Annotated in this window: 18 protein-coding genes and 1 CRISPR repeat array; of the genes, 13 read left to right on the top strand and 5 right to left on the bottom strand. The window is 56.7% G+C overall.

Annotated elements, in window-relative coordinates:
* The first annotated feature begins 126 nt into the window (after window positions 1-126).
* The 9 genes from tig to AFK63_RS13510 all read left to right on the top strand — a co-directional run bounded on the left by tig (window position 127) and on the right by AFK63_RS13510 (window position 11705).
* Entirely contained in the window at window positions 127-1425 is a 1299-nt protein-coding gene (gene tig, locus AFK63_RS13550) for a trigger factor (protein WP_038864340.1), read from the top strand.
* A 299-nt stretch (window positions 1426-1724) separates the two neighbouring features.
* Window positions 1725-2348, top strand: coding sequence for an ATP-dependent Clp endopeptidase proteolytic subunit ClpP (gene clpP, locus AFK63_RS13545; RefSeq protein WP_004387730.1), 624 nt, complete (start codon window positions 1725-1727; stop codon window positions 2346-2348).
* 122 nt (window positions 2349-2470) lie between these two features.
* A complete protein-coding gene (clpX, locus tag AFK63_RS13540) occupies window positions 2471-3745 on the top strand; it encodes an ATP-dependent protease ATP-binding subunit ClpX (protein ID WP_038864339.1) in 1275 nt (424 codons plus the stop codon).
* A gap of 185 nt (window positions 3746-3930) precedes the next feature.
* On the top strand, window positions 3931-6285 hold the full coding sequence (lon, locus tag AFK63_RS13535; RefSeq protein ID WP_071603724.1) for an endopeptidase La: 2355 nt from the start codon (window positions 3931-3933) through the stop codon (window positions 6283-6285).
* Between the two features lie 208 nt (window positions 6286-6493).
* Window positions 6494-6766: a nucleoid-associated protein HU-beta gene (gene hupB / locus AFK63_RS13530; protein ID WP_007720325.1), complete on the top strand. Its 273-nt coding sequence runs from the start codon at window positions 6494-6496 to the stop codon at window positions 6764-6766.
* A 212-nt stretch (window positions 6767-6978) separates the two neighbouring features.
* Window positions 6979-8856: a peptidylprolyl isomerase gene (ppiD, locus tag AFK63_RS13525; RefSeq protein ID WP_038864336.1), complete on the top strand. Its 1878-nt coding sequence runs from the start codon at window positions 6979-6981 to the stop codon at window positions 8854-8856.
* Window positions 8857-9002: 146 nt separating this feature from the next.
* Window positions 9003-9371, top strand: coding sequence for a helix-hairpin-helix domain-containing protein (locus AFK63_RS13520; protein WP_038864335.1), 369 nt, complete (start codon window positions 9003-9005; stop codon window positions 9369-9371).
* Window positions 9372-9496: 125 nt separating this feature from the next.
* On the top strand, window positions 9497-9895 hold the full coding sequence (locus tag AFK63_RS13515; RefSeq protein ID WP_038864333.1) for a YbgC/FadM family acyl-CoA thioesterase: 399 nt from the start codon (window positions 9497-9499) through the stop codon (window positions 9893-9895).
* Window positions 9896-10108: 213 nt separating this feature from the next.
* Window positions 10109-10747: a CRISPR direct-repeat array (repeat unit 29 nt; unit sequence GTGTTCCCCGCGCCAGCGGGGATAAACCG).
* Between the two features lie 121 nt (window positions 10748-10868).
* Window positions 10869-11705 carry an MBL fold metallo-hydrolase gene (locus AFK63_RS13510; protein ID WP_038864332.1) on the top strand — a complete coding sequence of 279 codons (837 nt, stop codon included), beginning with the start codon at window positions 10869-10871 and terminating at the stop codon, window positions 11703-11705.
* Here AFK63_RS13510 and queC read toward each other — a convergent pair.
* The gene (gene queC, locus AFK63_RS13505; protein ID WP_038864330.1) at window positions 11698-12393 is read right to left on the bottom strand and encodes a 7-cyano-7-deazaguanine synthase QueC; all 696 of its coding nucleotides are present in this window, start codon (window positions 12391-12393) and stop codon (window positions 11698-11700) included. The two genes, AFK63_RS13510 and queC, sit on opposite strands and share 8 nt — an antisense overlap.
* Before the next feature lie 29 nt (window positions 12394-12422).
* On the bottom strand, window positions 12423-14153 hold the full coding sequence (locus AFK63_RS13500; protein ID WP_038864329.1) for an SgrR family transcriptional regulator: 1731 nt from the start codon (window positions 14151-14153) through the stop codon (window positions 12423-12425).
* A gap of 90 nt (window positions 14154-14243) precedes the next feature.
* On the opposite strand from AFK63_RS13500, the gene cof reads away from it, so the two are divergent.
* The gene (gene cof, locus AFK63_RS13495) at window positions 14244-15044 is read left to right on the top strand and encodes an HMP-PP phosphatase (RefSeq protein ID WP_038864393.1); all 801 of its coding nucleotides are present in this window, start codon (window positions 14244-14246) and stop codon (window positions 15042-15044) included.
* 62 nt (window positions 15045-15106) lie between these two features.
* On the opposite strand, the gene AFK63_RS21670 is transcribed toward cof, so the two are convergent.
* The 3 genes from AFK63_RS21670 to AFK63_RS13470 all read right to left on the bottom strand — a co-directional run bounded on the left by AFK63_RS21670 (window position 15107) and on the right by AFK63_RS13470 (window position 20043).
* Window positions 15107-18121, bottom strand: a complete 3015-nt coding sequence (locus AFK63_RS21670; protein WP_236689957.1) for a coiled-coil domain-containing protein — start codon at window positions 18119-18121, stop codon at window positions 15107-15109.
* 11 nt (window positions 18122-18132) lie between these two features.
* Window positions 18133-18585, bottom strand: coding sequence for a hypothetical protein (locus AFK63_RS13480; RefSeq protein WP_038864322.1), 453 nt, complete (start codon window positions 18583-18585; stop codon window positions 18133-18135).
* A gap of 399 nt (window positions 18586-18984) precedes the next feature.
* Window positions 18985-20043, bottom strand: coding sequence for a PLP-dependent cysteine synthase family protein (locus AFK63_RS13470; protein WP_038864319.1), 1059 nt, complete (start codon window positions 20041-20043; stop codon window positions 18985-18987).
* Between the two features lie 115 nt (window positions 20044-20158).
* Between AFK63_RS13470 and AFK63_RS13465 the strand changes: the two genes are divergently transcribed.
* From AFK63_RS13465 to AFK63_RS13455, 3 genes are read left to right on the top strand one after another with little or no spacing between them, the layout of a single operon-like run.
* Complete coding sequence (locus AFK63_RS13465; protein ID WP_038864318.1) at window positions 20159-20620, top strand: Lrp/AsnC family transcriptional regulator; 462 nt, start codon at window positions 20159-20161, stop codon at window positions 20618-20620.
* Window positions 20621-20677: 57 nt separating this feature from the next.
* Window positions 20678-22453 carry a SmdA family multidrug ABC transporter permease/ATP-binding protein gene (locus AFK63_RS13460; protein WP_038864316.1) on the top strand — a complete coding sequence of 592 codons (1776 nt, stop codon included), beginning with the start codon at window positions 20678-20680 and terminating at the stop codon, window positions 22451-22453.
* Window positions 22446-24224, top strand: coding sequence for a SmdB family multidrug efflux ABC transporter permease/ATP-binding protein (locus AFK63_RS13455; protein WP_038864314.1), 1779 nt, complete (start codon window positions 22446-22448; stop codon window positions 24222-24224). Before AFK63_RS13460 ends, AFK63_RS13455 begins: the two co-directional genes overlap by 8 nt.
* Window positions 24225-24410 lie beyond the last annotated feature (186 nt).

The following is a 24410-nucleotide window of genomic DNA, read 5'->3' as shown; positions in this document are numbered from 1 at the left end:
ATGTCTTCGGGACGATTCTGGCGACAGGGATAGTGTTTCTGCTAAAGAAGACGTCCCGGTTCTGCGAAGCGAATACCATAGGGCTTCCAGAGTTGACCGAGCACTGTGATTTTTTGAGGTAACAAGATGCAAGTTTCAGTTGAAACCACTCAGGGCCTTGGGCGCCGTGTAACGATTACTATCGCTGCTGACAGCATCGAGAACGCTGTAAAAAGCGAGCTGGTCAACGTGGCAAAGAAAGTGCGTATCGACGGCTTTCGCAAAGGCAAAGTACCGATGAATGTTGTTGCTCAGCGTTATGGCGCATCCGTGCGTCAGGATGTGCTGGGCGATCTGATGAGCCGTCACTTCGTTGACGCTATCATCAAAGAAAAAATCAATCCGGCTGGCGCGCCGAACTATGTGCCGGGCGAATACAAACTGGGCGAAGACTTCACCTACGCGGTAGAGTTCGAAGTGTACCCGGAAGTTGAGCTGCAGGGCCTGGAATCTATCGAAGTGGAAAAACCGGTTGTTGAAGTCACCGACGCTGACGTAGACACCATGCTGGACACCCTGCGCAAGCAGCAGGCGACCTGGAAAGATAAAGACGGCGCTGCCGACGCAGAAGACCGCGTAACCATCGACTTCACCGGCTCTGTAGACGGCGAAGAGTTTGAAGGCGGCAAAGCGACCGACTTCGTACTGGCGATGGGTCAGGGCCGCATGATCCCGGGCTTTGAAGAAGGCATTAAAGGCCACAAAGCAGGCGAAGAGTTCACCATCGACGTGACCTTCCCGGAAGAATACCACGCGGAAAACCTGAAAGGTAAAGCTGCTAAGTTCGTTATCAACCTGAAGAAAGTTGAAGAGCGCGAACTGCCGGAGCTGACCGAAGAGTTCATCAAACGTTTCGGCGTTGAAGATGGTTCCGTTGCCGGTCTGCGTACCGAAGTACGTAAAAACATGGAACGCGAGCTGAAAGGCGCCGTGCGTAACCGCATCAAGTCTCAGGCTATCGACGGTCTGGTGAACGCGAACAACATCGACGTTCCGGCTGCGCTGATCGACGGCGAAATCGACGTGCTGCGCCGCCAGGCCGCACAGCGTTTTGGCGGTAATGAGAAACAGGCTCTGGAACTGCCGCGCGAACTGTTCGAAGAACAGGCTAAACGTCGCGTCGTTGTTGGTCTGCTGCTGGGCGAAGTCATTCGTACCCATGAGCTGAAAGCTGACGAAGATCGCGTGAAAGCGCTGATCGAAGAGATGGCTTCTGCTTATGAAGATCCGTCAGAAGTTATTGAGTTCTACAGCAAGAACAACGAGCTGATGGACAACATGCGCAACGTGGCGCTGGAAGAGCAGGCGGTTGAAGCGGTACTGGCGAAAGCGAAAGTGACCGAGAAGCCGACCTCTTTCCAGGAACTGATGAATCAGCAGGCGTAAGCCCTTTCATCGTTCCACGACGAGGCATATGGGCCCGTCACCGCAGGGTGACGGGCTTTTTTGTCACTTTTCCTACCCAGAAATGGCGGGTAAGGGGTGTTTCGGTGTTAGCGTAACAGCAAAAGATTGTTATGCTTGAAACAGGGCATCATTATCCCCATTAATGAAACAGTAAAAAGTGAACGACTGGCTGATAATCCGTCCGTAAGGTGTTTACCGGCAGGAGCGTAGTCATCCTGAGCGGTCTCAAGTAGAATCAGTACAGCAGGTTACTCAGAATATTTATCCAGGAGACGGATATGTCATACAGTGACGAACGTGATCAATTTGCACCCCATATGGCTCTGGTGCCGATGGTTGTTGAACAGACCTCGCGCGGCGAGCGTTCTTACGATATTTTCTCCCGTCTGCTCAAGGAACGTATCATTTTTCTGACCGGCCAGGTCGAAGACCAGATGGCCAACCTGATTGTCGCGCAGATGCTGTTTCTGGAAGCGGAAAACCCAGAGAAAGACATCTATCTTTACATTAACTCGCCGGGTGGGGTAATCACCGCCGGGATGTCAATCTACGACACCATGCAGTTTATTCAGCCGGACGTTAGCACCATTTGTATGGGCCAGGCCGCGTCAATGGGCGCTTTCCTGCTGACTGCGGGCACGAAAGGTAAACGTTTCTGCCTGCCCAACTCGCGCGTAATGATCCACCAGCCGCTGGGCGGCTACCAGGGGCAGGCGACGGATATCGAAATCCACGCCCGCGAAATCCTGAAAGTGAAAGCACGCATGAACGAACTGATGGCGCAACATACGGGCCAGCCTCTTGAACAAATCGAGAGAGACACAGAGCGCGACCGTTTCCTCTCTGCAGGTGAAGCAGTAGAGTATGGTCTGGTTGACTCCATCATGACCCACCGTAACTGATGCCCGCCACGCGAGGGCCGCTATACTAGAAAAAGGCGGCCCTTTGCATCCTGGCGGCAGGCGCTGGTACGAGCATGGCGTTGTCGCGTGCGGCACTAAGAACAGAAAAGAGGTTTTGACTCATGACAGATAAGCGCAAAGACAGCTCAGGCAAACTGTTGTACTGCTCTTTTTGCGGCAAAAGCCAGCATGAAGTGCGCAAGCTAATCGCCGGGCCGTCCGTGTATATCTGCGACGAGTGTGTCGATTTATGTAACGACATTATTCGCGAAGAGATTAAAGAAGTGGCTCCGCACCGTGAACGCAGCGCTCTGCCGACGCCACATGAAATCCGTAGCCATCTTGACGATTATGTTATTGGTCAGGAAAGGGCGAAAAAGGTGCTGGCGGTAGCGGTCTATAACCACTACAAACGTCTGCGCAACGGCGACACCTCGAACGGCGTCGAACTCGGTAAAAGTAACATTCTGCTGATCGGCCCGACCGGTAGCGGTAAAACCTTGCTGGCGGAAACGCTGGCGCGCCTGCTGGATGTACCGTTTACCATGGCTGACGCCACTACGCTGACCGAAGCCGGTTACGTGGGCGAGGATGTGGAAAACATCATCCAGAAACTGCTGCAAAAGTGCGACTACGACGTCCAGAAAGCGCAGCGCGGCATCGTTTATATTGATGAGATTGATAAAATCTCCCGTAAATCCGATAACCCGTCCATCACGCGCGACGTATCCGGCGAAGGCGTACAGCAGGCTCTGCTGAAGCTTATCGAAGGCACCGTGGCGGCCGTACCGCCGCAGGGCGGGCGCAAACATCCGCAACAGGAATTCTTGCAGGTTGATACCTCCAAAATTCTCTTTATCTGCGGCGGCGCGTTCGCAGGTCTCGATAAAGTGATCGCGAATCGTGTAGAAACCGGCTCCGGCATTGGTTTTGGCGCGACAGTAAAAGGCAAATCGCAGAAGGCGACCGAAGGTGAGCTGCTCTCCCAGGTCGAGCCGGAAGATCTGATCAAATTTGGTCTGATCCCGGAATTCATTGGCCGTCTGCCGGTTGTCGCCACGCTAAATGAGCTGAGCGAAGATGCGCTGATCCAGATCCTCAAAGAGCCGAAAAACGCCCTGACCAAACAGTATCAGGCGCTGTTTAACCTCGAAGGCGTAGAGCTGGAGTTCCGCGACGAAGCGCTGGAAGCCATCGCCAAAAAAGCGATGTCGCGTAAAACCGGCGCGCGTGGTCTGCGCTCCATCGTCGAAGCGGCGCTGCTGGAAACCATGTACGATCTGCCGTCCATGGAAGACGTTGAAAAAGTGGTTATTGACGAGTCCGTAATCGCGGGCCAAAGCGAACCGCTGCTTATTTATGGCAAACCGGAAGCCCAGCAGGCATCCGGCGAATAATTCGCCAGTTCTGACAATCAGTTAACAATAAATGGGGGAAATAATCCCCCATTTATTTTTCCTGCATCCGTGCCGTTGAATGTGCGGGAAACATCCCCATATACTGATTTACTTATTGGTGATGCCGTGAAGTGCGTTCACATGCGCCCCATCACCAGGCGGAAACTAAACTAAGAGAGAGCTCTATGAATCCTGAGCGTTCTGAACGCATTGAAATCCCCGTATTGCCATTGCGCGATGTGGTGGTTTATCCGCACATGGTTATCCCTTTGTTTGTGGGACGGGAAAAGTCTATTCGTTGCCTTGAAGCCGCCATGGATAATGACAAAAAAGTCATGCTGGTGGCGCAGAAAGAGGCCTCAACGGATGAGCCGGGCGTGAACGATCTGTTTACTGTCGGTACCGTGGCGTCCATTTTGCAGATGCTGAAACTGCCAGACGGCACCGTCAAAGTGCTGGTTGAAGGTTTGCAGCGCGCGCGTATCACCACGCTTTCCGACAACGGCGACCATTTCGCCGCGAAAGCCGAATACCTGGAATCGCCGGCCATTGACGAGCGCGAGCAGGAAGTGCTGGTGCGCACTGCCATCAGCCAGTTCGAAGGCTACATCAAGCTCAATAAGAAAATCCCGCCAGAAGTGCTGACGTCGCTTAATAGCATCGACGATCCGGCCCGTCTTGCGGACACCATCGCCGCGCATATGCCGCTGAAACTCAGCGATAAGCAGTCGGTGCTGGAGATGTCTGACATCAACGAGCGTCTGGAATACCTGATGGCGATGATGGAGTCGGAAATCGACCTGCTGCAGGTTGAAAAACGCATCCGTAATCGCGTCAAAAAACAGATGGAAAAAAGCCAGCGCGAGTACTATCTGAACGAGCAAATGAAAGCCATTCAGAAAGAGCTCGGCGAGATGGACGATGCGCCGGACGAAAACGAAGCGCTGAAGCGCAAAATCGACGCGGCCAAAATGCCGAAAGAGGCTAAAGAGAAAGCCGAGGCCGAGCTTCAGAAGCTGAAAATGATGTCTCCGATGTCGGCCGAAGCCACCGTGGTGCGCGGCTACATCGACTGGATGGTGCAGGTGCCGTGGAACGCGCGCAGCAAAGTGAAAAAAGACCTGCGCCAGGCCCAGGAGATTCTTGATACCGATCACTACGGCCTTGAGCGCGTTAAAGATCGCATCCTGGAATACCTCGCGGTTCAGAGCCGTGTGAACAAAATCAAAGGGCCGATCCTGTGTCTGGTGGGGCCGCCGGGGGTGGGTAAAACCTCGCTTGGTCAGTCCATCGCTAAAGCGACCGGTCGTAAATATGTCCGTATGGCGCTGGGCGGCGTGCGTGATGAAGCGGAAATCCGCGGTCACCGTCGTACTTACATCGGTTCTATGCCGGGTAAACTGATCCAGAAAATGGCAAAAGTGGGCGTTAAAAACCCGCTGTTCCTGCTCGATGAGATCGACAAAATGTCCTCCGACATGCGCGGCGATCCGGCTTCTGCGCTGCTGGAAGTGCTCGATCCGGAACAGAACGTGGCCTTTAACGATCACTATCTGGAAGTGGATTACGACTTAAGCGACGTGATGTTTGTCGCCACGTCCAACTCCATGAATATTCCGGCGCCCCTGCTGGACCGTATGGAAGTGATCCGTCTTTCCGGTTACACCGAAGATGAAAAACTCAACATCGCGAAGCGCCACCTGCTGCCGAAGCAGATTGAGCGTAACGCCTTGAAAGAGAATGAAATCGAGGTGGATGACAGCGCTATTATCGGCATCATCCGTTACTATACCCGCGAAGCGGGCGTGCGTAGCCTTGAGCGTGAGATCTCCAAACTGTGCCGTAAAGCGGTTAAACAGCTGCTGCTGGACAAATCGCTTAAGCGCATCGAGATCACCGGTGAAAACCTCAAGGATTTCCTCGGCGTTCAGCGCTTTGACTACGGCCGCGCCGATAGCGAAAACCGTGTAGGACAAGTAACGGGTCTGGCGTGGACGGAAGTGGGCGGCGATCTGCTGACCATCGAAACCGCCTGCGTGCCGGGTAAAGGCAAACTGACTTACACCGGTTCACTCGGTGAAGTGATGCAGGAGTCCATCCAGGCGGCGTTAACCGTGGTTCGCGCGCGTGCCGAGAAGCTTGGCATCAACAGCGACTTCTACGAAAAACGTGATATTCACGTTCACGTACCGGAAGGCGCCACGCCGAAAGATGGCCCGAGCGCCGGTATCGCTATGTGCACCGCATTGGTGTCCTGTCTGACCGGCAACCCGGTGCGCGCTGATGTGGCGATGACCGGTGAAATCACGCTGCGTGGCCAGGTGCTGCCGATTGGCGGTCTGAAAGAGAAACTGCTGGCGGCGCACCGTGGCGGCATTAAAACGGTGCTGATCCCGGATGAAAACAAGCGCGATCTGGAAGAGATTCCGGAAAACGTCATCGCCGATCTGGATATCCATCCGGTGAAACGCATTGAAGAGGTGCTGAGCCTGGCGCTGCAAAACGCGCCGTATGGCATGCAGGTCGCGACCGCAAAATAGTGACCTGACGCAAGCACGCTGAGAAAAACAGGGCTGGTAAGTGTTTTCGCACTTGCCAGCCTTTTTTTGTATAGCTAATTTAGATTGCCGTCCGAAGTGCCATCACTAACTCTTGTTGTAAGGGCATGAGAGGACTGCTATAACTGCTGCGCGGTCGCGTCGTGAAGGATTCCGGTGCGATATAAAATATAAAGAGAGGAAGAGAAGAGTGAATAAATCTCAACTGATAGACAAAATTGCCGCAGGTGCCGATATTTCTAAAGCAGCGGCCGGACGTGCGTTAGATGCTTTGATTGATTCTGTTACCGAATCTCTGCAGGCAGGGGATGAAGTTGCGCTGGTTGGCTTTGGTACCTTTGCTGTTCGTGAACGTGCTGCCCGCACCGGCCGTAACCCGCAAACTGGCAAGGAAATCACCATCGCAGCGGCGAAGGTTCCGGGTTTCCGTGCTGGTAAGGCGCTGAAAGACGCGGTTAACTGATCCTTTGGCTGGCATTATCGCAGCCGGGGGAGAAAACAAGGCGCATCATCTGATGTGCCTTTTTTATTTCTGGATGAGTAATCTGCTGATATGGGCTGACAACCGCCCCGGTTTCTTGTCACAATACGCCTTTGCGCGCAGCGGCCGAGCGGATGTCGTCACGTTTCTGTGCGAGTTCTACCTGTCATTCTACAGCGGAGTGTTGTTACACCATGATGGACAATTTACGCGCGGCGGCGAATCACGTCGTGCTCAAGATCATTCTGGGTTTGATTATCCTGTCATTCGTTTTGACTGGCGTGAGTAACTACCTGATTGGCGGTAACAGTAACTATGCCGCAAAAGTTAACGATCAGGAAATCAGCCGGGCCCAGCTTGAAAACGCGGTCAACGCGGAGCGCAACAACCTCGAAAGAAGACTGGGCGATCGTTTTTCGGAGCTCGCTTCCAATGACAAATATATGGCCGATCTGCGCCAGCGTGTACTGCAAAGTCTGATCGACGAAGCGCTGATCGACCAGTATGCGCATGCGCTCAAGCTTGAGATCAGCGACGAACAGGTGCGCGACGCGATTTTCAAAAATCCTGCGTTCCAGGAAAACGGTAAATTCGATAACGCGCGCTACAACGCGATTATCACCAGCATGGGTATGAGCGCCGATCAGTACGCGCAGGCGCTGCGTCGTCAACTGACCACTGACCAGCTGGTTAACGCCGTTATGGGCAGCGACTTCGTTCTGCCGGGCGAAAACGATCAGTTCGCGGCGTTGTTCTCGCAGCAGCGTCAGGTTCGCACCGCGACCATCGCGATTGATGCGCTAGCACAGAAGCAGCAGGTTTCCGGGCAGGAAATCAACGATTACTACCAGCAGCACACCAACAACTTCATGTCGCCTGAACAGTTCCGCGTCAGCTATATCAAGCTTGATGCCGCTGCGCTTGCCGAAAACGCCAGTGAAGAAGAGATTCAGGCTTACTACGACAAACATCAGGATGAGTTTGGTCAGCCGCAGCGCAACCGCTACAGCCTGATCCAGACCAAAACTGAAGCTGACGCGAACGCGGTACTCGCGCAGCTCAAGCAGGGCGCGGATTTCGCCACGCTGGCCAAAGAGAAATCGGTCGATGTCATCACGGCCCGTAACGGCGGTGATATGGGCTGGCTGGAGCCGGGCACCACGCCGGAAGAGTTTAAAAACGCCGGTCTGAAAGAGAAAGGCCAGCTTTCTGGCGTTATCAAATCTTCTGTCGGCTTCCTTGTCGTGCGTCTTGATGACATTCAACCGGCCAAAGTGAAGCCGCTTTCTGAAGTGCATAACGACATCAGCGCTAAAGTGAAGCAGGAGAAAGCGCTGGATGCCTTCTTCGCGCTGCAACGTACCGTAAGCGATGCGGCAAGCAACGACAACGAGTCGCTGGCGGGAGCTGAGAAAGCGGCAGGCGTGAAAGCGGTCGAAACCGGCTGGTTCAGCCGCGACGCCGTTCCGCAGGAGATCAATTTTAAACCGGTCACCGACGCGGTGTTTGGCGGTAATCTGCTGGGTGAGAATGGCACGCCGGGTAATAACTCCGACATCATTACCGTCGATGGCGATCGTGCTTTTGTGCTGCGTATCACCGAGCACAAACCGCAGGCCGAGAAACCGCTCGCCGAGGTAAAAGATCAGGTTACTGCGCTGGTGAAACATGAGAAGGCACTGAAACAGGCGAATGAAGAGGCGCAAAAACTGCTGAGCGCTCTGAATGCAGGCAAAGGTGATGAGGCGCTTAAAGCGGCAGGTATCTCCTTCAGCGCGGCGAAGACCTTCGAGCGCAGCACGCAGGATACGCTGACGCAGCCGGTCTTCGCACTGCCGCTGCCGGCGAAAGGTAAACCGAGCTACGGCATCGGCAACGACATGCAGGGCAACGTTGTTCTGCTGGCGCTGGATGAAGTTCGCAGCGGCACCATGCCGGACGCGCAGAAGAAAATGATGGCGCAGCGTCTGACCCAGAATAATGCGGAAATTGCATTTGACGCGTTGCTGGTGGGGCTGCGTAAAGACGCCAAAATCAAGTTTGGCGATACCGGCGCCGCGCCGCAGCAATAACGAGACGTCTCGCACAAATTTTGCAATTCTCTGCAAACCTTAAAGGCCGCTTTCGCGGCCTTTTCCATTTCTGAAATCTGGCGTTTGAGCCGTTTTCTCTGTCCGCTTATGGTGGCGGTGCTGTTAACAAACAAGGAGAACACAGCATGAAACGTGGAATCAAAATCTTCTGTCTCGCCGTCGCTCTGGCTGGCGGTACCTTTTGCACCGCGACGAGCGCGGCGCCATCAGCAGGAAAAGTCCAGGCGGAGCAGATAAAAGATAAACCAGCCGCCGCTGCGCCGCAGGCAAGGCCAGAAAGCGCGCCAGAAACCCTGGAAGAAACCGTGAGTATCAACACCGCCACGGCGGATGAGCTGGCACAGGCGATGAACGGCGTCGGTAAAAAGAAAGCGCAGTCTATCGTCAGTTATCGGGAAGAATATGGCCCGTTTAAATCCCTGGAGGATCTCAAACAGGTGCCCGGCATGGGCAATTCGCTCGTCGAACGCAACCTTTCCCGGATCCGGCTCTAATCGTTAACCATCCGCGCTTGCAGAGTTGAAAAACTTTGCCAGACTAAAGAGGTCATACCAGTGGTGTGACCTCTCTTGTTTTTATCACTCTGTATCTCTTACAAAAAAGAAAAGGTTTAAGCGCTATGCAGACTCAAATCAAAGTGCGTGGGTATCACATAGATGTTTACCAGCATGTGAATAACGCGCGTTATCTGGAGTTTCTTGAAGAAGCCCGCTGGGATGGGCTGGAGAATGACGAAAGCTTTAAATGGATGATGGCGCACAACATTGCTTTTATTGTCGCCAATATCAACATCAACTACCGACGACCCGCAGTGCTGGGCGATCTGCTGACTATCACCAGCGAGGTAAAACAGCTTAACGGCAAAAGCGGCGTGCTGAGTCAGGTGATTACGCTTGCGCCTGAAGGCGAGGTGGTTGCCGATGCGCTCATCACCTTCGTGTGTGTCGATCTGAAAACGCAGAAAGCGCTGCCAATTGAAGGCGAGCTGCGCGAAAAACTGGAAAACATCACAGGCTAAATTCTGCAATCACGCCGCCTGTGCATGCAGTGATGGATTTCTCTCCGTTAAAGGCGAACAATCCGGTAGATGTTATCGGCCCGGAAGCACTGTAAAAAAATGCTTTTAAAATCAACAGGGCAGCCGCTCTTTAACAAGATGGGTTGTGATGTAAATGTTGGTAGGTTGTGGCGGGCGATAAAAAGGTAAATAAAACAAAGTATTGTCTTTAGAGTGTTCCCCGCGCCAGCGGGGATAAACCGGTGCGCGCCGTACTGAACGGCAGCAAGACGCAGTGTTCCCCGCGCCAGCGGGGATAAACCGCCGCTCGACAGCGTGCGGGCCGCCATTGTGCCGTGTTCCCCGCGCCAGCGGGGATAAACCGGAACTGGCAGGCCGATGGATTGCTGAAGATGGGTGTTCCCCGCGCCAGCGGGGATAAACCGACACTGATTATGCGCAGGCCGACGCGTGGCGCGTGTTCCCCGCGCCAGCGGGGATAAACCGTTTATATTAACGTGGAATTCGCTCCTAAATCGGTGTTCCCCGCGCCAGCGGGGATAAACCGATCTGCCTGCAGGTTAATCCAGAAATCCTCGTGTGTTCCCCGCGCCAGCGGGGATAAACCGCATTTCCCCGTGTACGAACGCGCTTTATTCGTGTGTTCCCCGCGCCAGCGGGGATAAACCGTGGGGCGGCCGCGTGCGTATTATTTCCACGCAGTGTTCCCCGCGCCAGCGGGGATAAACCGGCTTTGACATTGTTCTGAACGACGATGAGACCGTGTTCCCCGCGCCAGCGGGGATAAACCGCCAGACCGATATGCGGCCGAGTACCGGGCCGAGTGTTCCCCACCCCAGCGGAAATAAACCGGAACAGGGCGGTGAATAGAGACCAGAGAATACGCGCCCTCTGGCCCCCCACATTCTTCAGCGGCGTTTATACTTCAAAGCCAACGTAAAATTTCGCAACACTGCGCAACAAAGGAGAGACGATGCGGGTACACCATCTTAACTGCGGTTGTATGTGTCCTTTGGGCGGCGCGCTGTATGACGGCTTTAGCAAAGGGCTGCACGCGCATCTTATTTGCCACTGCCTGCTGATTGAAACCCAAAACGACGGGCTGGTACTGGTGGATACCGGCTTTGGTCGCGACGATATGCGCCATCCCGGCCGTCGGTTGCCGCTGTTTTTTCGGGCGCTGAACAATATTCAGTACCGCGAATCATTAACGGCGTTGCATCATATTAAAGCGCTCGGCTTTAAGCCGGAGGATGTACGACATATCGTGCTGACGCATCTCGATTTCGACCACGCAGGCGGTATCAGCGATTTCCCGCATGCGCAGGTGCATCTGATGCAACAGGAGATCACTGCGGCGAATGGGCGGGGTACCTGGCTCGACAGCGCGCGCTATCGGCCGGGGCAGTGGGGAAACCGGTCGGGCTGGCACGGCTATCAGGCGCATGGCGAGCCGTGGTTTGGTTTTAGCGCCGTGCGCTCACTCGATGGCCTGCCGCCGGAGATACTGCTGATCCCGCTGCCGGGACATACCGAAGGCCATGCAGGCGTGGCGATTGATACGCCGCAGGGCTGGATCCTTCATGGCGGAGACGCGTGGTTTTATCGCGATGAGATGGCGGCGGACCCGCACTGCACGCCGGGGCTGCGCTTTTATCAGTGGATGATGCAGAAAGACAAATCGGCGCGACTGGCGAACCAGAAACGCCTGCGGAACCTGGCCGCTGACGCAAATGCGGGCGTGACGCTGTTTTGCAGCCACGACGCCCGCGAATTTGAACGCGTCAGCGGTAAAAACCTGGCTATTTAAGCCCGGTTTTTTGTTTCATGGCGGCCATAACGGCAGGCTGGTTTGCCTGATATTGTGACAGCCCGTTGGCGCGCAGATGGCAGGCGGCGCACTCGCCGCAGCCATCACCCTGAATGCCGTTATAGCAGGTGAGCGTCTGCTGGCGAATCACATCCAGCTTGCCCCAGTAATCCGCCAGCGCCCAGGTTTCCGCTTTATTCAGCCACATCAGCGGCGTCTCAAAGCGCACGTCACGCGCCATGCCAAGCGTGACGGCGTGGTTGAGCGCTTTAACAAACTCGTCGCGACAGTCCGGGTAGCCGGAAAAATCAGTCTCGCAAACGCCGGTGATCACTGCTTCGGCCTGCACCTGATACGCATAAACAGATGCCAGCGTCAGGAACAGAATATTACGGCCCGGCACGAAGGTGCTCGGCAACCCGTCGGCATCGGGATCGTAATCCGGCACAGGGATGCTGTCGCGCGTCAGGCTGCTGACCGCGAGTTCGTTAAGCAGCGTCACATCCAGCACTTTGTGCGCACGCGCGCCCAGCGATGCGGCAAGGGCGCTCGCGACATCAATCTCGGCGCGATGACGCTGACCGTAATCGAACGTCACGCAATGCACTTCATCATATTGATGTAACGCCTGAATCAGGCAGGTGGTGGAATCCTGGCCCCCGCTGAAGACCACAACGGCACGTTTCATAAAGCCCCTGTCATTGAATAGCAAAAACGTTATGGTAGCGCCGCGTCGCCGCGCCCACCAGCTTCTTGCGGCGGCGGCAGCCATGCGCGGCTGAAATCAAACCAGCCGAGCGCGTTCAGTTCGATGCCGTTAACGCCAGGCGGCGCGCTTATCTGATAGCGATAGTTAAAGAGCGGGGTGATGACGGCGTCGTGCATCAGCGTCTGCCAGACCTGGCGCAGCGCTGCATTGCGGCCCCGATCGTCCGGATGGCTTTGCACCGCGTCCAGCGTGGCGTCAAGGTGCGCCCGCTGCGGGCCGGTTAACAAATGTCGCCAGAGCGGGTCGCAGCGCAGCCACTGTTCCAGCGTATATTCCGGCGCCTCGCCAATCAGCCTGTCGCCCATCACGATATCTGCCTGCGGCAGCAGCGCGCAGCCATCCCAGTTTTTCGCGTTATGAAAATGCAGTGTCAGACAGCATCCGCGCTGTGCCAGAAAAGCCTGAAGCTGGCGGGCCATTACCGGCAACTCTACTGGCAGGTGATAGACCAGCGTCAGTGAAGGCGGCAGCGGCGGCGGCGGTTCGTCGGGCCATTCCGGCAGTTCCCAGCCGGGCAGCAGTTCGTTGCTGGGCGTAATCAAATGTTCATCAAGCGGCAGGGCGTCAATCATGCCGCTGCGGTGAATGAGTTGCATCAGCCAGCGCGCCTGCGTACGCGACAGCCGCCCGTTTTGCCGGATACCGAGATAGCAGAACCCGAGGCTGATGCTGTTGCTCACCGGGCGCAGATGCTGGAGCTCTTCCTGCTGGCCGATGGCAATCTGCACCGGATGGCGGCAACTGGTGCCGAGCGCGCTGTCGAAGAGATCCGGCGTAATCCAGTATTCGACCGCTTTTAACAGTGGATGATTAAGATGATAAAGATCGTGGCTTTCGATGCGCACCAGGTCAGGGGTGAAAGCGGCAAGCCGGAACGGGCCGCAGCCGAGCGTCGCCTCGTCCGGATGCGCCAGATAACTGCAGTGGCTGGCAAACCGCCACGCCAGCCAGTAATCGGGGCGGATCAAATCGACGCGCAGGCAGTGCGTGTGCTCCACCGTAATACTTTTGACGCTGGCGAAGAGCTGGCGCAGTGCGTCAGGCTCAAGCAACTGTTGCAGCCGTCGCTGCAACTGCGCGGCGTCTACCGGTTCATGATTGTGCCAGTGCAGGGTGGGGCGCAGATAAAAGCGCCAGCTGAGGCCGTCCGGCGACACATGCCAGTGGTGTGCCATATCGCCTTCCGGGCGCGCGCTTTGCGGATTAAACCGCGTCAGTCCGCTGAAAATTTGCCGGGCGAGGTGCTGTTCGGCGCGGCCTGGCAAAAAGCCGGGCGTCAGCGGCTCAAGCGGGCGGTAATAGGGAATGCGCAGCGTGGGAGTGTCGTTATGCCACTGGCCGCCCAGAAACGGGTGCAGCAACTGACGCAACTGGCCGGAAGCGAGCTGCGCGAGTGTGAGGGCGTTATGGTGCTGGCCCTGGCGTAACACGGTTTCCATCATGCCGGCGCGCACGGTTTGCGGCGAGACCATAAAAGTTAACTCGCCCCGTTTGCCACGGCCCGGCTGCGCACGCCAGCGCAGCCAGCCCTCTTGTTCCAGCTGGCGCAGCAGCGTACGGACGTGGCGCTCGCTGCAAAAACAGCGCGCGGCGAGCTCCGCGACAGTGACGGCCTGCGGGTCACCCTCCGACGCCTGCCACAGGCGCTGGAATTGATTAAGCCGGTTCAGGAGACGCATAAAAAACCCGGAACAATTTTTCGCAAGTATTCACTATTAGTTCCGTATATGCCAGGCAATACTGCCCGTCAACCGTAAGAGGGGATGAAAATGGTACGACTGGCCGCTTTTGATATGGATGGTACGCTCTTAATGCCCGATCACCGCACGGGCGACGCAACCCTGAAAACGTTACGTCGCCTGCAGGAGCGCGGCGTCACGCTCGCGTTCGCAACGGGTCGGCATTTGCTTGATATGCGTCCTCTGTTGCAGGAAATAGCGCCGGAGGCCTTTCTCATCACCGGCAACGGGACGCGCATTCATGCGCCATCAGGCGAGCGGCTGCTCGCCAGAGATTTACCGCCGCAGGTCGCTGAAATCGTGCTGCACGGTCACTGGAATACGTCCGCCAGTGTGCATGTGTTTAACGACAGCGGCTGGCTCACGGATAAAGATATTCCGGCGCTGTTGCAGGCGCATAGCTGGAGCGGCTTTCGCTATCAGCTTACCGATCTCAAACGCCTTCCCGCGCATGAGGTGACGAAAATTTGCTTTGTTGCCGACCATGCCACGCTCTGCACGCTGCGCACGGCGCTGAGCCAGACGCTTGGCGCGCAGGCGCATCTCTGTTTTTCCGCGACCGACTGTCTCGAAGTTCTGCCGCCTGACTGTAATAAAGGCGCGGCGTTACAGGCGCTGGCTCATCACCTGGGCATCACGATGGCGGATTGTATGGCGTTTGGCGATGCGATGAACGATCGCGAAATGTTATCGCTGGCCGGGAAGGGGCTGATTATGGGTAACGCGATGCCAGAGCTTATCGCGGCGCTGCCTCATCTGCCGGTTATCGGGCACTGCAACAGAGAGGCGGTCGCGCACTATTTGACGGATTGGCTGGACACGACACCTTAATGATTCCCCCGAATGATGAGGCATTCCAGCAAGCCGGGGCTATCGTTATCCCCCGGCTTTTTTTATTTCCCGCCGCTGATGGTCACCGTCAGCTTCATTAATGAGTAGTTAAAAAGCTGCGGCGGCATGGTGTCCGGGTTGTAGAGATCGCCTGCGAAGCAGTAAACCTCCATCACGCCACCCCGTTTACCGAGCTCCAGCGCCTGCTGGAAAATATACGGCAGGTTTTCGTCATAGGTCACCGGCACATTGGCGTTATTGTTCAGCACGCGCCCGTCAAGGGTCGCCTCTTTGAACGTGACGTTGAGCGTTTCGCCCGGCGCGATAGCCTTTTTGCCCGCTTTGGTCTGAATAAAGAACAGCGACTTATTACGCTTAAGCAATTTTTTCTGCGCGGTCACATTCTCCAGTTGTTTAATGCCCGCCTCGTACTTCTTCTCTTCGCGGCTGGACAGCTCTTTCAGCATCGATTCATGCAACGTCAACAGCAGCTTCGGTTCGATCGCGACTTTTTGCGCCAGGCCATCTTTGATACCCATCAGCAGAAGCGGCAGATCCGTTTTGATGCCGAGATCGTTCATCTGATCCATGCTTTTTTGCACCAGCCGCGAGAACATCACGCCGTTGGCGTAAGACTGTTTGCTCGCTTTATCCTTAAGCGATACGGTGCCGGCTTCCGGCCCGGTTTTGCCGGTCGTCTGCGCCTGAACCTGGGCCGCGGTATCCGCCCTCAGTTTCTCAGCCTGTGCCAGCAGCTCTGTTTTTTCTTTTTCGGCCTGTGCTTTTTGCGCGGCGTTTTCCGCGTTCAGGCTCGCCAGTTTATCGGTCAGTTCCTGATTCGCACGTTTGAGGGTTTCCAGTTCGGCTTGCGCTTTTTGCTGATCGGTAGCGGAGGCCGAACGCAACGCTTTGTCTGACGCCTCTGGCTGGTGTTCTTTATCAGCGAGCGACTGCTTCAGCGTCGCGATCTCCGCCTGGGCGGTAGTGAGCTGCTGGTTTATCGCCTCTTTTGCGGCGGCCATTTGCGCGGTCTGCTGTTGCTGGCTACGGAACGCCAGATCTTTTTCGCTCTCACTGCCTTTGAGTCCGGAAAGCTCTGTCTGTAGCGCCGTCGCTTTCTCCTGAGTGCGGGTGGCGAGCGCAGTTGATGCGTTAAGTTTCTCCGTAAGCGCGGCTACCTGCGCCTTGAGCGCCGCTTCCGTCGCCTGGTTTTTTTGCAGCAGTGCGGCCTGTTCCGCCTGCATTTTTTGCAGTTTCTCTTTATCTTCTTTGCTGAGCGTACTGGTTTTAAGCTCCAGCAGGCTGTTTTGCTGTTTCAGTGCTGTGAGTTCAGCGGCGCGCTTATCGAGCTCCGCCTGCAGCGCCTGCGCTTTCTGGTTCAGCGCGTCAACGCTCTGCGCGTTTTGCTGCGTGAGCGCGGCTTTTTCCTGCTCAAGCTTCGCGAGCTGGGTTTGCAGCGCGTTTTCACTTTGCGAATGTTCAGCGCCTGCCTTTTTGAGCGCCGCCAGTTCAGCGGCGCGTTTATCAAGCTCCGCCTGCAGCGCCTGCGCTTTCTGGTTCAGCGCGTCAACGCTCTGCGCGTTTTGCTGCGTGAGCGCGGCTTTTTCCTGCTCAAGCTTCGCGAGCTGGGTTTGCAGCGCGTTTTCGCTTTGTGAATGTTCAGCTCCTGCCTTTTTGAGCACCGCCAGTTCAGCGGCGCGTTTATCAAGCTCCGCCTGCAGCGCCTGCGCTTTCTGGTTCAGCGCCTCAACGCTCTGCGCGTTTTGCTTCGCAAGCGTCGCTTTTTCCTGCTCAAGCTTCGCGAGCTGGGTTTGCAGCGCGCTTTCGCTTTGCGAATGTTCAGCGCCTGCCTTTTTGAGCGCCGCCAGTTCAGCGGCGCGTTTATCAAGCTCCGCCTGCAGCGCCTGCGCTTTCTGGTTCAGCGCCTCAACGCTCTGCGCGTTTTGCTGCGTGAGCGCGGCTTTTTCCTGCTCAAGCTTCGCGAGCTGGGTTTGCAGCGCGCTTTCGCTTTGCGAATGTTCAGCGCCTGCCTTTTTGAGCGCCGCCAGTTCAGCGGCGCGTTTATCAAGCTCCGCCTGCAGCGCCTGCGCTTTCTGGTTCAGCGCCTCAACGCTCTGCGCGTTTTGCTGCGTGAGCGCGGCTTTTTCCTGCTCAAGCTTCGCGAGCTGGGTTTGCAGCGCGCTTTCGCTTTGCGAATGTTCAGCGCCTGCCTTTTTGAGCGCCGCCAGTTCAGCGGCGCGCTTATCGAGCTCCGCCTGCAGCGCCTGCGCTTTCTGGTTCAGCGCCTCAACGCTCTGCGCGTTTTGCTGCGTGAGCGCGGCTTTTTCCTGCTCAAGCTTCGCGAGCTGGGTTTGCAGCGCGTTTTCGCTTTGTGAATGTTCAGCGCCTGCCTTTTTGAGCGCCGCCAGTTCGTCAGCGCGTTTATTCAGCTCGGCGCGTAGCGCCTGCATATCGTTGTTAAAACGTGCCGTGCTCTGCGTATTTTGCTGCGTGAGCGCGGCTTTTTCCTGCTCCAGCCGGGCAATCTGTTTTTGTAACGCATTTTCGCTCGCGGAATGGGTGTCGCTTGTTTTTTTCAACTGTGCGAGCTCCGCGGTTTTACTGGCGAGCGCCGCCTGAAGTTCAGCGGTTTTTTGCTCCAGCGCTTCAATACGCGCGGCCTGCTGCGTGCTGGTCGCGCCTTGCTCGCGCTGCGCGTTTTGCAGGCTGCGGGAGAGGCGATCGTTTTCCTTCGCCAGCGCGCTGTTGTCTTTCAGCAGCTGCGCGTTTTGCGCCTCAAGCGCTGTGGGCGCGCCGAGGCTTTTTTTCTCCTGCTCCGCTGCTTTGAGCTGTTTTTTCAGCCGGGCGATTTCCTGCTGGAGATCGTTTATCTGGGCGCGCGAGGCGGAACGCGTTTGCGGACGTCTGGTGGGTTCAGGGAAGTCCATCGGTTTTACGTCGATTTGCTGAATAGTCGACAGAAAGTCATTTCCCTGCGCGGCCTGGCTATTTTGCGCAGCCCAGGATGACTGGCCGCTCAGCGCCAGTGCCAGCATGCAGGCGAGCGCGCTTTTGCGGCTTATTATTCTTCCCTTCATCCCGTCACCTCTCATTTAGCAATTCCCGCGCCTTTTTTCAGCTCGGCCAGCAGAGACTGCGAAATCGTATTGCAGGCGTCATTCACGCGGAACTGATAAAGCGGAGTGATGGTGTCTACCATAATATTGGAGAGATCGTTACTGATTGACGCGTAATATTGCGTCGCTTTAATGCTGCGATACAGTGTGTCGATCTGCTCGCGATATTTATCCCGATTAATATCGGCAAGGTGTTTGGTTTCCGCGAGGCAACGCTCAAGGCGCAATTTTGTATCATTGTTAACGGGCGCCAGTTGATTCATCGACTCCACCGGCGTGGGGGCTGTCTGCGCTGGGTGAGTGGTCGCCGCGGCGCTCGTCGCCTGCGGCGCGGAAGTTTTCACTGGCGCATTTTTTTTAGCAGTAGTACAGGCGCTTAAAGACATCATTATTGCGGCAATATAAATGATTTTTTTATTTAACATATTTTATCTCTTTTTATCTCTTATCTGTCTCATCTGTGTCTGATTACAGGATGCCAGCCATCCCTGGCGCAATCTGGCCTGGATAACCCGAATTTTGTCCAGTAATAGACTTACTCATCGCGAAGGGCGCGCGAGATTACGCCAGCATACCGGGAGAAAGAACGATGATTTTATACAGACTTGAGGAAGATAGATTTTAATAAATTCTTAAAAGTGGTTGTTTTATTTTTAAAGTAAATAATAAGCGCTGGAATATTTATTGAAATTATATTTTTGCGGATGGCGGCCGTGAACGGTAAAGAGGGTCTGTTGTATTTGTCGCGCAAATAAGAAAAATAAATTAATAAAAATAACAAATAAAAAAGCGGCGTACTGGCGCCGCTTTGCAGTGATTGTGCGTTACGCGCGCGCCTGGCGCAGCAATGCATTGATGTCCGCACGCCACGGCGAGATGTCGCCAAGTGTCGCCGCGACCCATTCCGGATTGTGATACGTGTCCAGATAACGCTCGCCGCTGTCGCATAAGAGCGTCACGATAGCGCCGTTACGGCCTTCCTCGCGCATCCGTGCCGCCAGCTGTAGCGCGCCCCACATATTCGTGCCGGTCGAAGCACCCACTTTGCGGCCCAGCAGTTCGCTTAGCCACTGCATCGCCGCCACGCTCGCGGCGTCCGGCACCTGCAACATTTCATCAATCACGTCGGGGATAAAAGAGGGCTCGACGCGCGGGCGGCCAATGCCTTCAATCCGGCTGCCGACCGCGCTTTTCAACCCGCCGTCGCGCTGGCGCCAGTAATCGTAAAAGACTGAATTTTGCGGGTCGACCACCATCAGGCGCGTGGCATGTCCCTGGTAGCGCAGGTAACGGCCAATCGTCGCGGAAGTGCCGCCGGTGCCGGCGCTCATCACGATGTAATCAGGGATGGGGTGCGGCTCGTCGGCCATCTGACGGAAAATGCTGTCGGCAATATTGTTATTGCCGCGCCAGTCGGTCGCGCGTTCGGCGAAGGTGAACTGATCCATATAGCGGCCATGCAACTCGCGCGCGAGCGTTTCGGACGTCTCGTAGATCTCGCAGGCGCTCTGCACAAAGTGGCAGCGGCCGCCGTAAAACTCAATCTGTTCCACTTTGCGCCGCGCGGTACAGGCGGGCATGACGGCGATAAACGGCAGGCCCAGCATCCGGGCGAACCAGGCTTCTGAGACGGCGGTCGAGCCGGAAGAAGCTTCGATAATCGGCGTGCCTTCGCGGATCCAGCCGTTACATAAGCCATATAAAAACAGCGAGCGCGCCAGGCGATGCTTAAGGCTGCCGGTGGGGTGCGTGCTTTCGTCTTTCAGATAGAACCAGATGCCCGGAAACGCGGGCAGGGTAAAGCGGATCAAATGGGTATCCGCGGTGCGCCGGGCGTCGGCGTGGATCTCGTTAATGGCGTGGTGAACCCAGGTGCTGGACATGATACGTTCCGGTTTATCAATTTGTGCCCAGCGTAAAGCATCTTTCAGGAAAATAAGTTGCCTTTTAGCCTGCGGATTGCTGCTATAGGAGAAAATTTTTCTACAGGAGGCGGGAATGTTAGATAAAATTGATTGCAGACTCCTCGCGCTGCTTCAGGAGGACGCGACGCTTTCTTTGCAGGCGCTCGCCGATGCCGTTAATCTGACAACGACGCCCTGCTGGAAGCGGCTTCGGCGGCTGGAGGACGAGGGCTATATTATTAAGCGCGTCGCGCTGCTGGATCCGCAAAAACTCGGTCTCGGCCTCACTGCCTTTATGCTGATTAAAACGCAGCATCACAGCAGCGACTGGTACAGTCAGTTCGTCGCGGTGGTAGAAGAGATGCCGGAAGTGCTCGGTTTCTGGCGCATGGCGGGCGAATACGACTACCTTATGCGGGTACAGGTAGCCGATATGAAAAGCTATGACGACTTTTATAAACGTCTGGTTAACCGGGTGCCGGGGCTGTCAGATGTCACTTCGAGCTTCGCGATGGAGCAGATAAAATACACCACAGCCCTGCCGCTTAAGCGCTAAACCGTCTGGCTCGCCACGACGCCCGCGCTTTATCATCAGACCAATCAGGAATTTCGCGTGCGATTATTTGCTCAGTTAAGCTGGTATTTTAGCCGGGAGTGGCGTCGCTACCTCGGCGCCGTTGCCCTGCTTATCCTTATCGCCATTCTGCAACTGGTGCCGCCGAAAGTGGTGGGTTACGTTGTTGATGGGGTCACTCAAGGTCATTACACCACCCGGCAGGTGCTGCTGTGGATTGGCCTGCTGGTGGCGATTGCCATTGTGGTTTATCTGCTGCGCTATGTCTGGCGCGTGCTGCTGTTCGGGGCGTCTTATCAGCTCGCGGTCGAACTCCGGCGCGATTTCTATCGCCAGCTCAGCCGCCAGCATCCGGAATTTTACCTGCGCCACCGCACCGGCGATCTTATGGCGCGCGCCACTAACGATGTCGATCGCGTGGTGTTTGCCGCGGGCGAAGGTGTGCTGACGCTTGTCGATTCGCTGGTCATGGGCTGCGCGGTGCTGGTCGTTATGTGCACCCAGATAAGCTGGCAGCTCACGCTGCTGGCGCTGCTGCCGATGCCGGTGATGGCGATTGTCATCAAACGCTACGGCGACAAGCTCCATCACCGTTTCAAGGCCGCGCAGGCGGCATTTTCGTCACTTAATGACCGCACTCAGGAGAGCCTGACCAGCATTCGCATGATCAAAGCGTTTGGGCTGGAGGACAGGCAGTCGGCGCTGTTTGCCGAGGACGCGCGCGACACCGGCGTAAAAAACCTGCGCGTGGCGCGCGTTGACGCCCGTTTCGACCCGACAATTTATATCGCCATCGGCATGGCGAATCTGCTGGCCATCGGCGGCGGCAGCTGGATGGTCATGAACGGTACGCTGACGCTTGGCCAGCTCACCAGTTTCACCATGTATCTCGGCCTGATGATCTGGCCGATGCTGGCGCTGGCGTGGATGTTTAATATTGTCGAGCGCGGCAGCGCGGCGTACAGCCGTATCCGCGCGCTGCTGGCGGAGGCGCCGGTGGTGGAAGATGGTCAGGCGGCGCTGCCCGCCGGGCGTGGCGAGCTGAACGTGGCTATCCGCGAGTTTCGCTACCCGCACGCCGCCCGCACCACGCTGCAAAACGTCCAGTTTACGCTCAAACCCGGCCAGATGCTGGGGCTCTGCGGCCCGACTGGTGCCGGGAAGACCAGCGTGCTGGCGTTGATTCAGCGTCATTTTGATCTCGACGCCGGCGAGATTACGTTCCACGACGTACCGCTCGCGCGCCTGCATCTGGACGAATGGCGCGCCCGGCTGGCGGTCGTCAACCAGACGCCGTTTTTATTCTCCGACACCGTTGCCAGCAATATCGCGCTCGGCAAGCCCGACGCGACGCGTGACGACATCGAGCGCGCGGCTAAACTCGCCTGCGTCCATGACGATATTCTGCGCCTGCCGCAAGGGTATGAGACGCAGGTCGGGGAGCGCGGCGTGATGCTCTCCGGCGGACAGAAGCAGCGTATCTCGATTGCCCGCGCCCTGTTGCTGGAGGCGGAAATTCTGGTGCTGGACGACGCGCTTTCCGCCGTCGATGGCCGCACCGAACATCAAATTCTGCATAACCTGCGCCAGTGGGGCGAAAACCGCACGGTAATCATCAGCGCGCACCGGCTCTCGGCGTTAACCGAGGCCAGCGAAATCCTCGTGCTCCAGCACGGACAGGTGGCGCAGCGCGGGCGTCATGAGGCGCTGGCGGCGCAGCCGGGCTGGTATCGTGATATGTATCGCTATCAGCAGCTCGAAGCGGCGCTGGATGACGCGCCGGATGAGAATGACGAGGAGGCGCTGAATGCGTAATCCAGGACAGAGCTGGTCGACGCTGCGGCGTCTGCTGGCCTATGGCTCGCTGTGGCGTAAACCGCTCGGCGGCGCAGTGATCATGCTGTGGGTCGCGGCGGCGGCGGAAGTCACCGGGCCCGCGCTTATCAGCTACTTCATCGACAACCTGGTGGCGAAAAACCAGCTGCCGCTGGGGCTCGTGGCCGGGCTCGCGTTCGCGTATGTGCTGCTGCAAATCCTCGCGGCGGGGCTGCACTACTGGCAGGCGCTGTTGTTTAACCAGGCGGCGGTCGGCGTGGTGCAACAGCTGCGAACCGATGTGATGGACGCCGCGCTGCGCCAGCCGCTCAGCGCGTTCGACACCCAACCGGTGGGCCAGTTAATTTCGCGCGTCACCAACGATACCGAAGTGATACGCGATCTTTATGTCACCGTGGTCGCGACGGTGCTGCGCAGCGCCGCGCTGATTGGCGCGATGCTGGTGGCGATGTTCAGCCTCGACTGGCGCATGGCGCTGGTGGCCATCACCATTTTCCCGGCGGTACTCATTGTTATGACGATTTACCAGCGCTACAGCACGCCGATTGTGCGCCGGGTGCGGACATATCTTGCTGATATCAACGACGGCTTTAATGAAGTCATCAGTGGTATGAATGTTATTCAGCAGTTTCGCCAGCAGTCGCGGTTTGGCGAACGCATGAATGCTGCCAGCCATTCGCACTACCTGGCGCGCATGCAGACGTTGCGCCTGGACGGGTTTTTGCTGCGCCCGCTGTTGAGCCTCTTTTCCGCGCTGGTGCTGTGCGGGCTGCTGATGCTGTTTGGGTTCACGTCCGTTGGCACGATTGAAGTGGGCGTGCTGTATGCGTTTATCAGCTATCTGGGCCGCCTTAACGAGCCGCTGATTGAGCTTACGACGCAACAGTCTATTTTGCAGCAGGCGCTGGTGGCGGGCGAGCGCGTCTTCGAGCTGATGGACAGACCGCGGCAGAATTACGGCCACGACGAGCGGCCTCTCTCAAGCGGGGCGATTGACGTGGATAATGTCTCGTTCGCCTATCGCGACGATCAACTGGTGCTGAAGGATATCTCGCTTTCGGTGCCGTCCCGCCATTTTGTGGCGCTGGTCGGGCATACCGGCAGTGGTAAAAGCACGCTGGCGAGCCTGCTGATGGGCTACTACCCGCTGACCGCAGGCGAAATTCGCCTTGATGGACGCCCGCTTGCCTCGCTCAGCCACGGCGTGCTGCGTAAAGGCGTGGCGATGGTGCAGCAGGATCCTGTCGTGCTGGCCGACTCGTTCTTTGCCAACGTGACGCTTGGACGTGAGATAGACGAAGCGCGCGTCTGGGAGGTGCTGGAAACTGTGCAACTGGCGGAGCTGGCGCGCGGCATGAGCGACGGCATTTATACGCGTCTTGGCGAGCAGGGCAATAATCTCTCGGTCGGGCAGAAACAACTGCTGGCGCTGGCGCGCGTGCTGGTGGACGCGCCGCAAATCCTGATCCTCGATGAAGCGACCGCCAATATCGATTCCGGCACCGAGCAGGCCATTCAGCAGGCGCTCGGCGCTATTCGCCAGCACACCACCCTTGTGGTGATAGCGCACCGCCTCTCGACTATCGTGGAAGCGGACACCATTCTGGTGCTGCATCGCGGTCAGGCAGTGGAGCGGGGCAGCCATCAGGCGCTCCTGGAAGCGCGCGGGCGTTACTGGCAGATGTATCAGCTACAGCTGGCCGGTGAAGAGCTTCAGGCCGCTGCGCAGGAGGAGTCGCTCAGCGCCTGATGCACCAAAACAACGCGTTCTGCTAACACTCATCGTTAGTGGTGCAAAAATGCAACGCACCCTGCACTGGCATGGTGCGTTTTTGCTTTCTGGCACCCGCGCACCGCGCTGCGCTGCGCTTCCTTTCCCATCTCCTCGCCGCCGCCGCGCGCTTTTTCATTCCTGGCACGCTGCTTGCTTTATCCG

The organism is Cronobacter muytjensii ATCC 51329 (genome assembly GCF_001277195.1).
Lineage (GTDB): Bacteria > Pseudomonadota > Gammaproteobacteria > Enterobacterales > Enterobacteriaceae > Cronobacter > Cronobacter muytjensii.
This window is presented reverse-complemented; position numbering and strand designations above follow the sequence as displayed.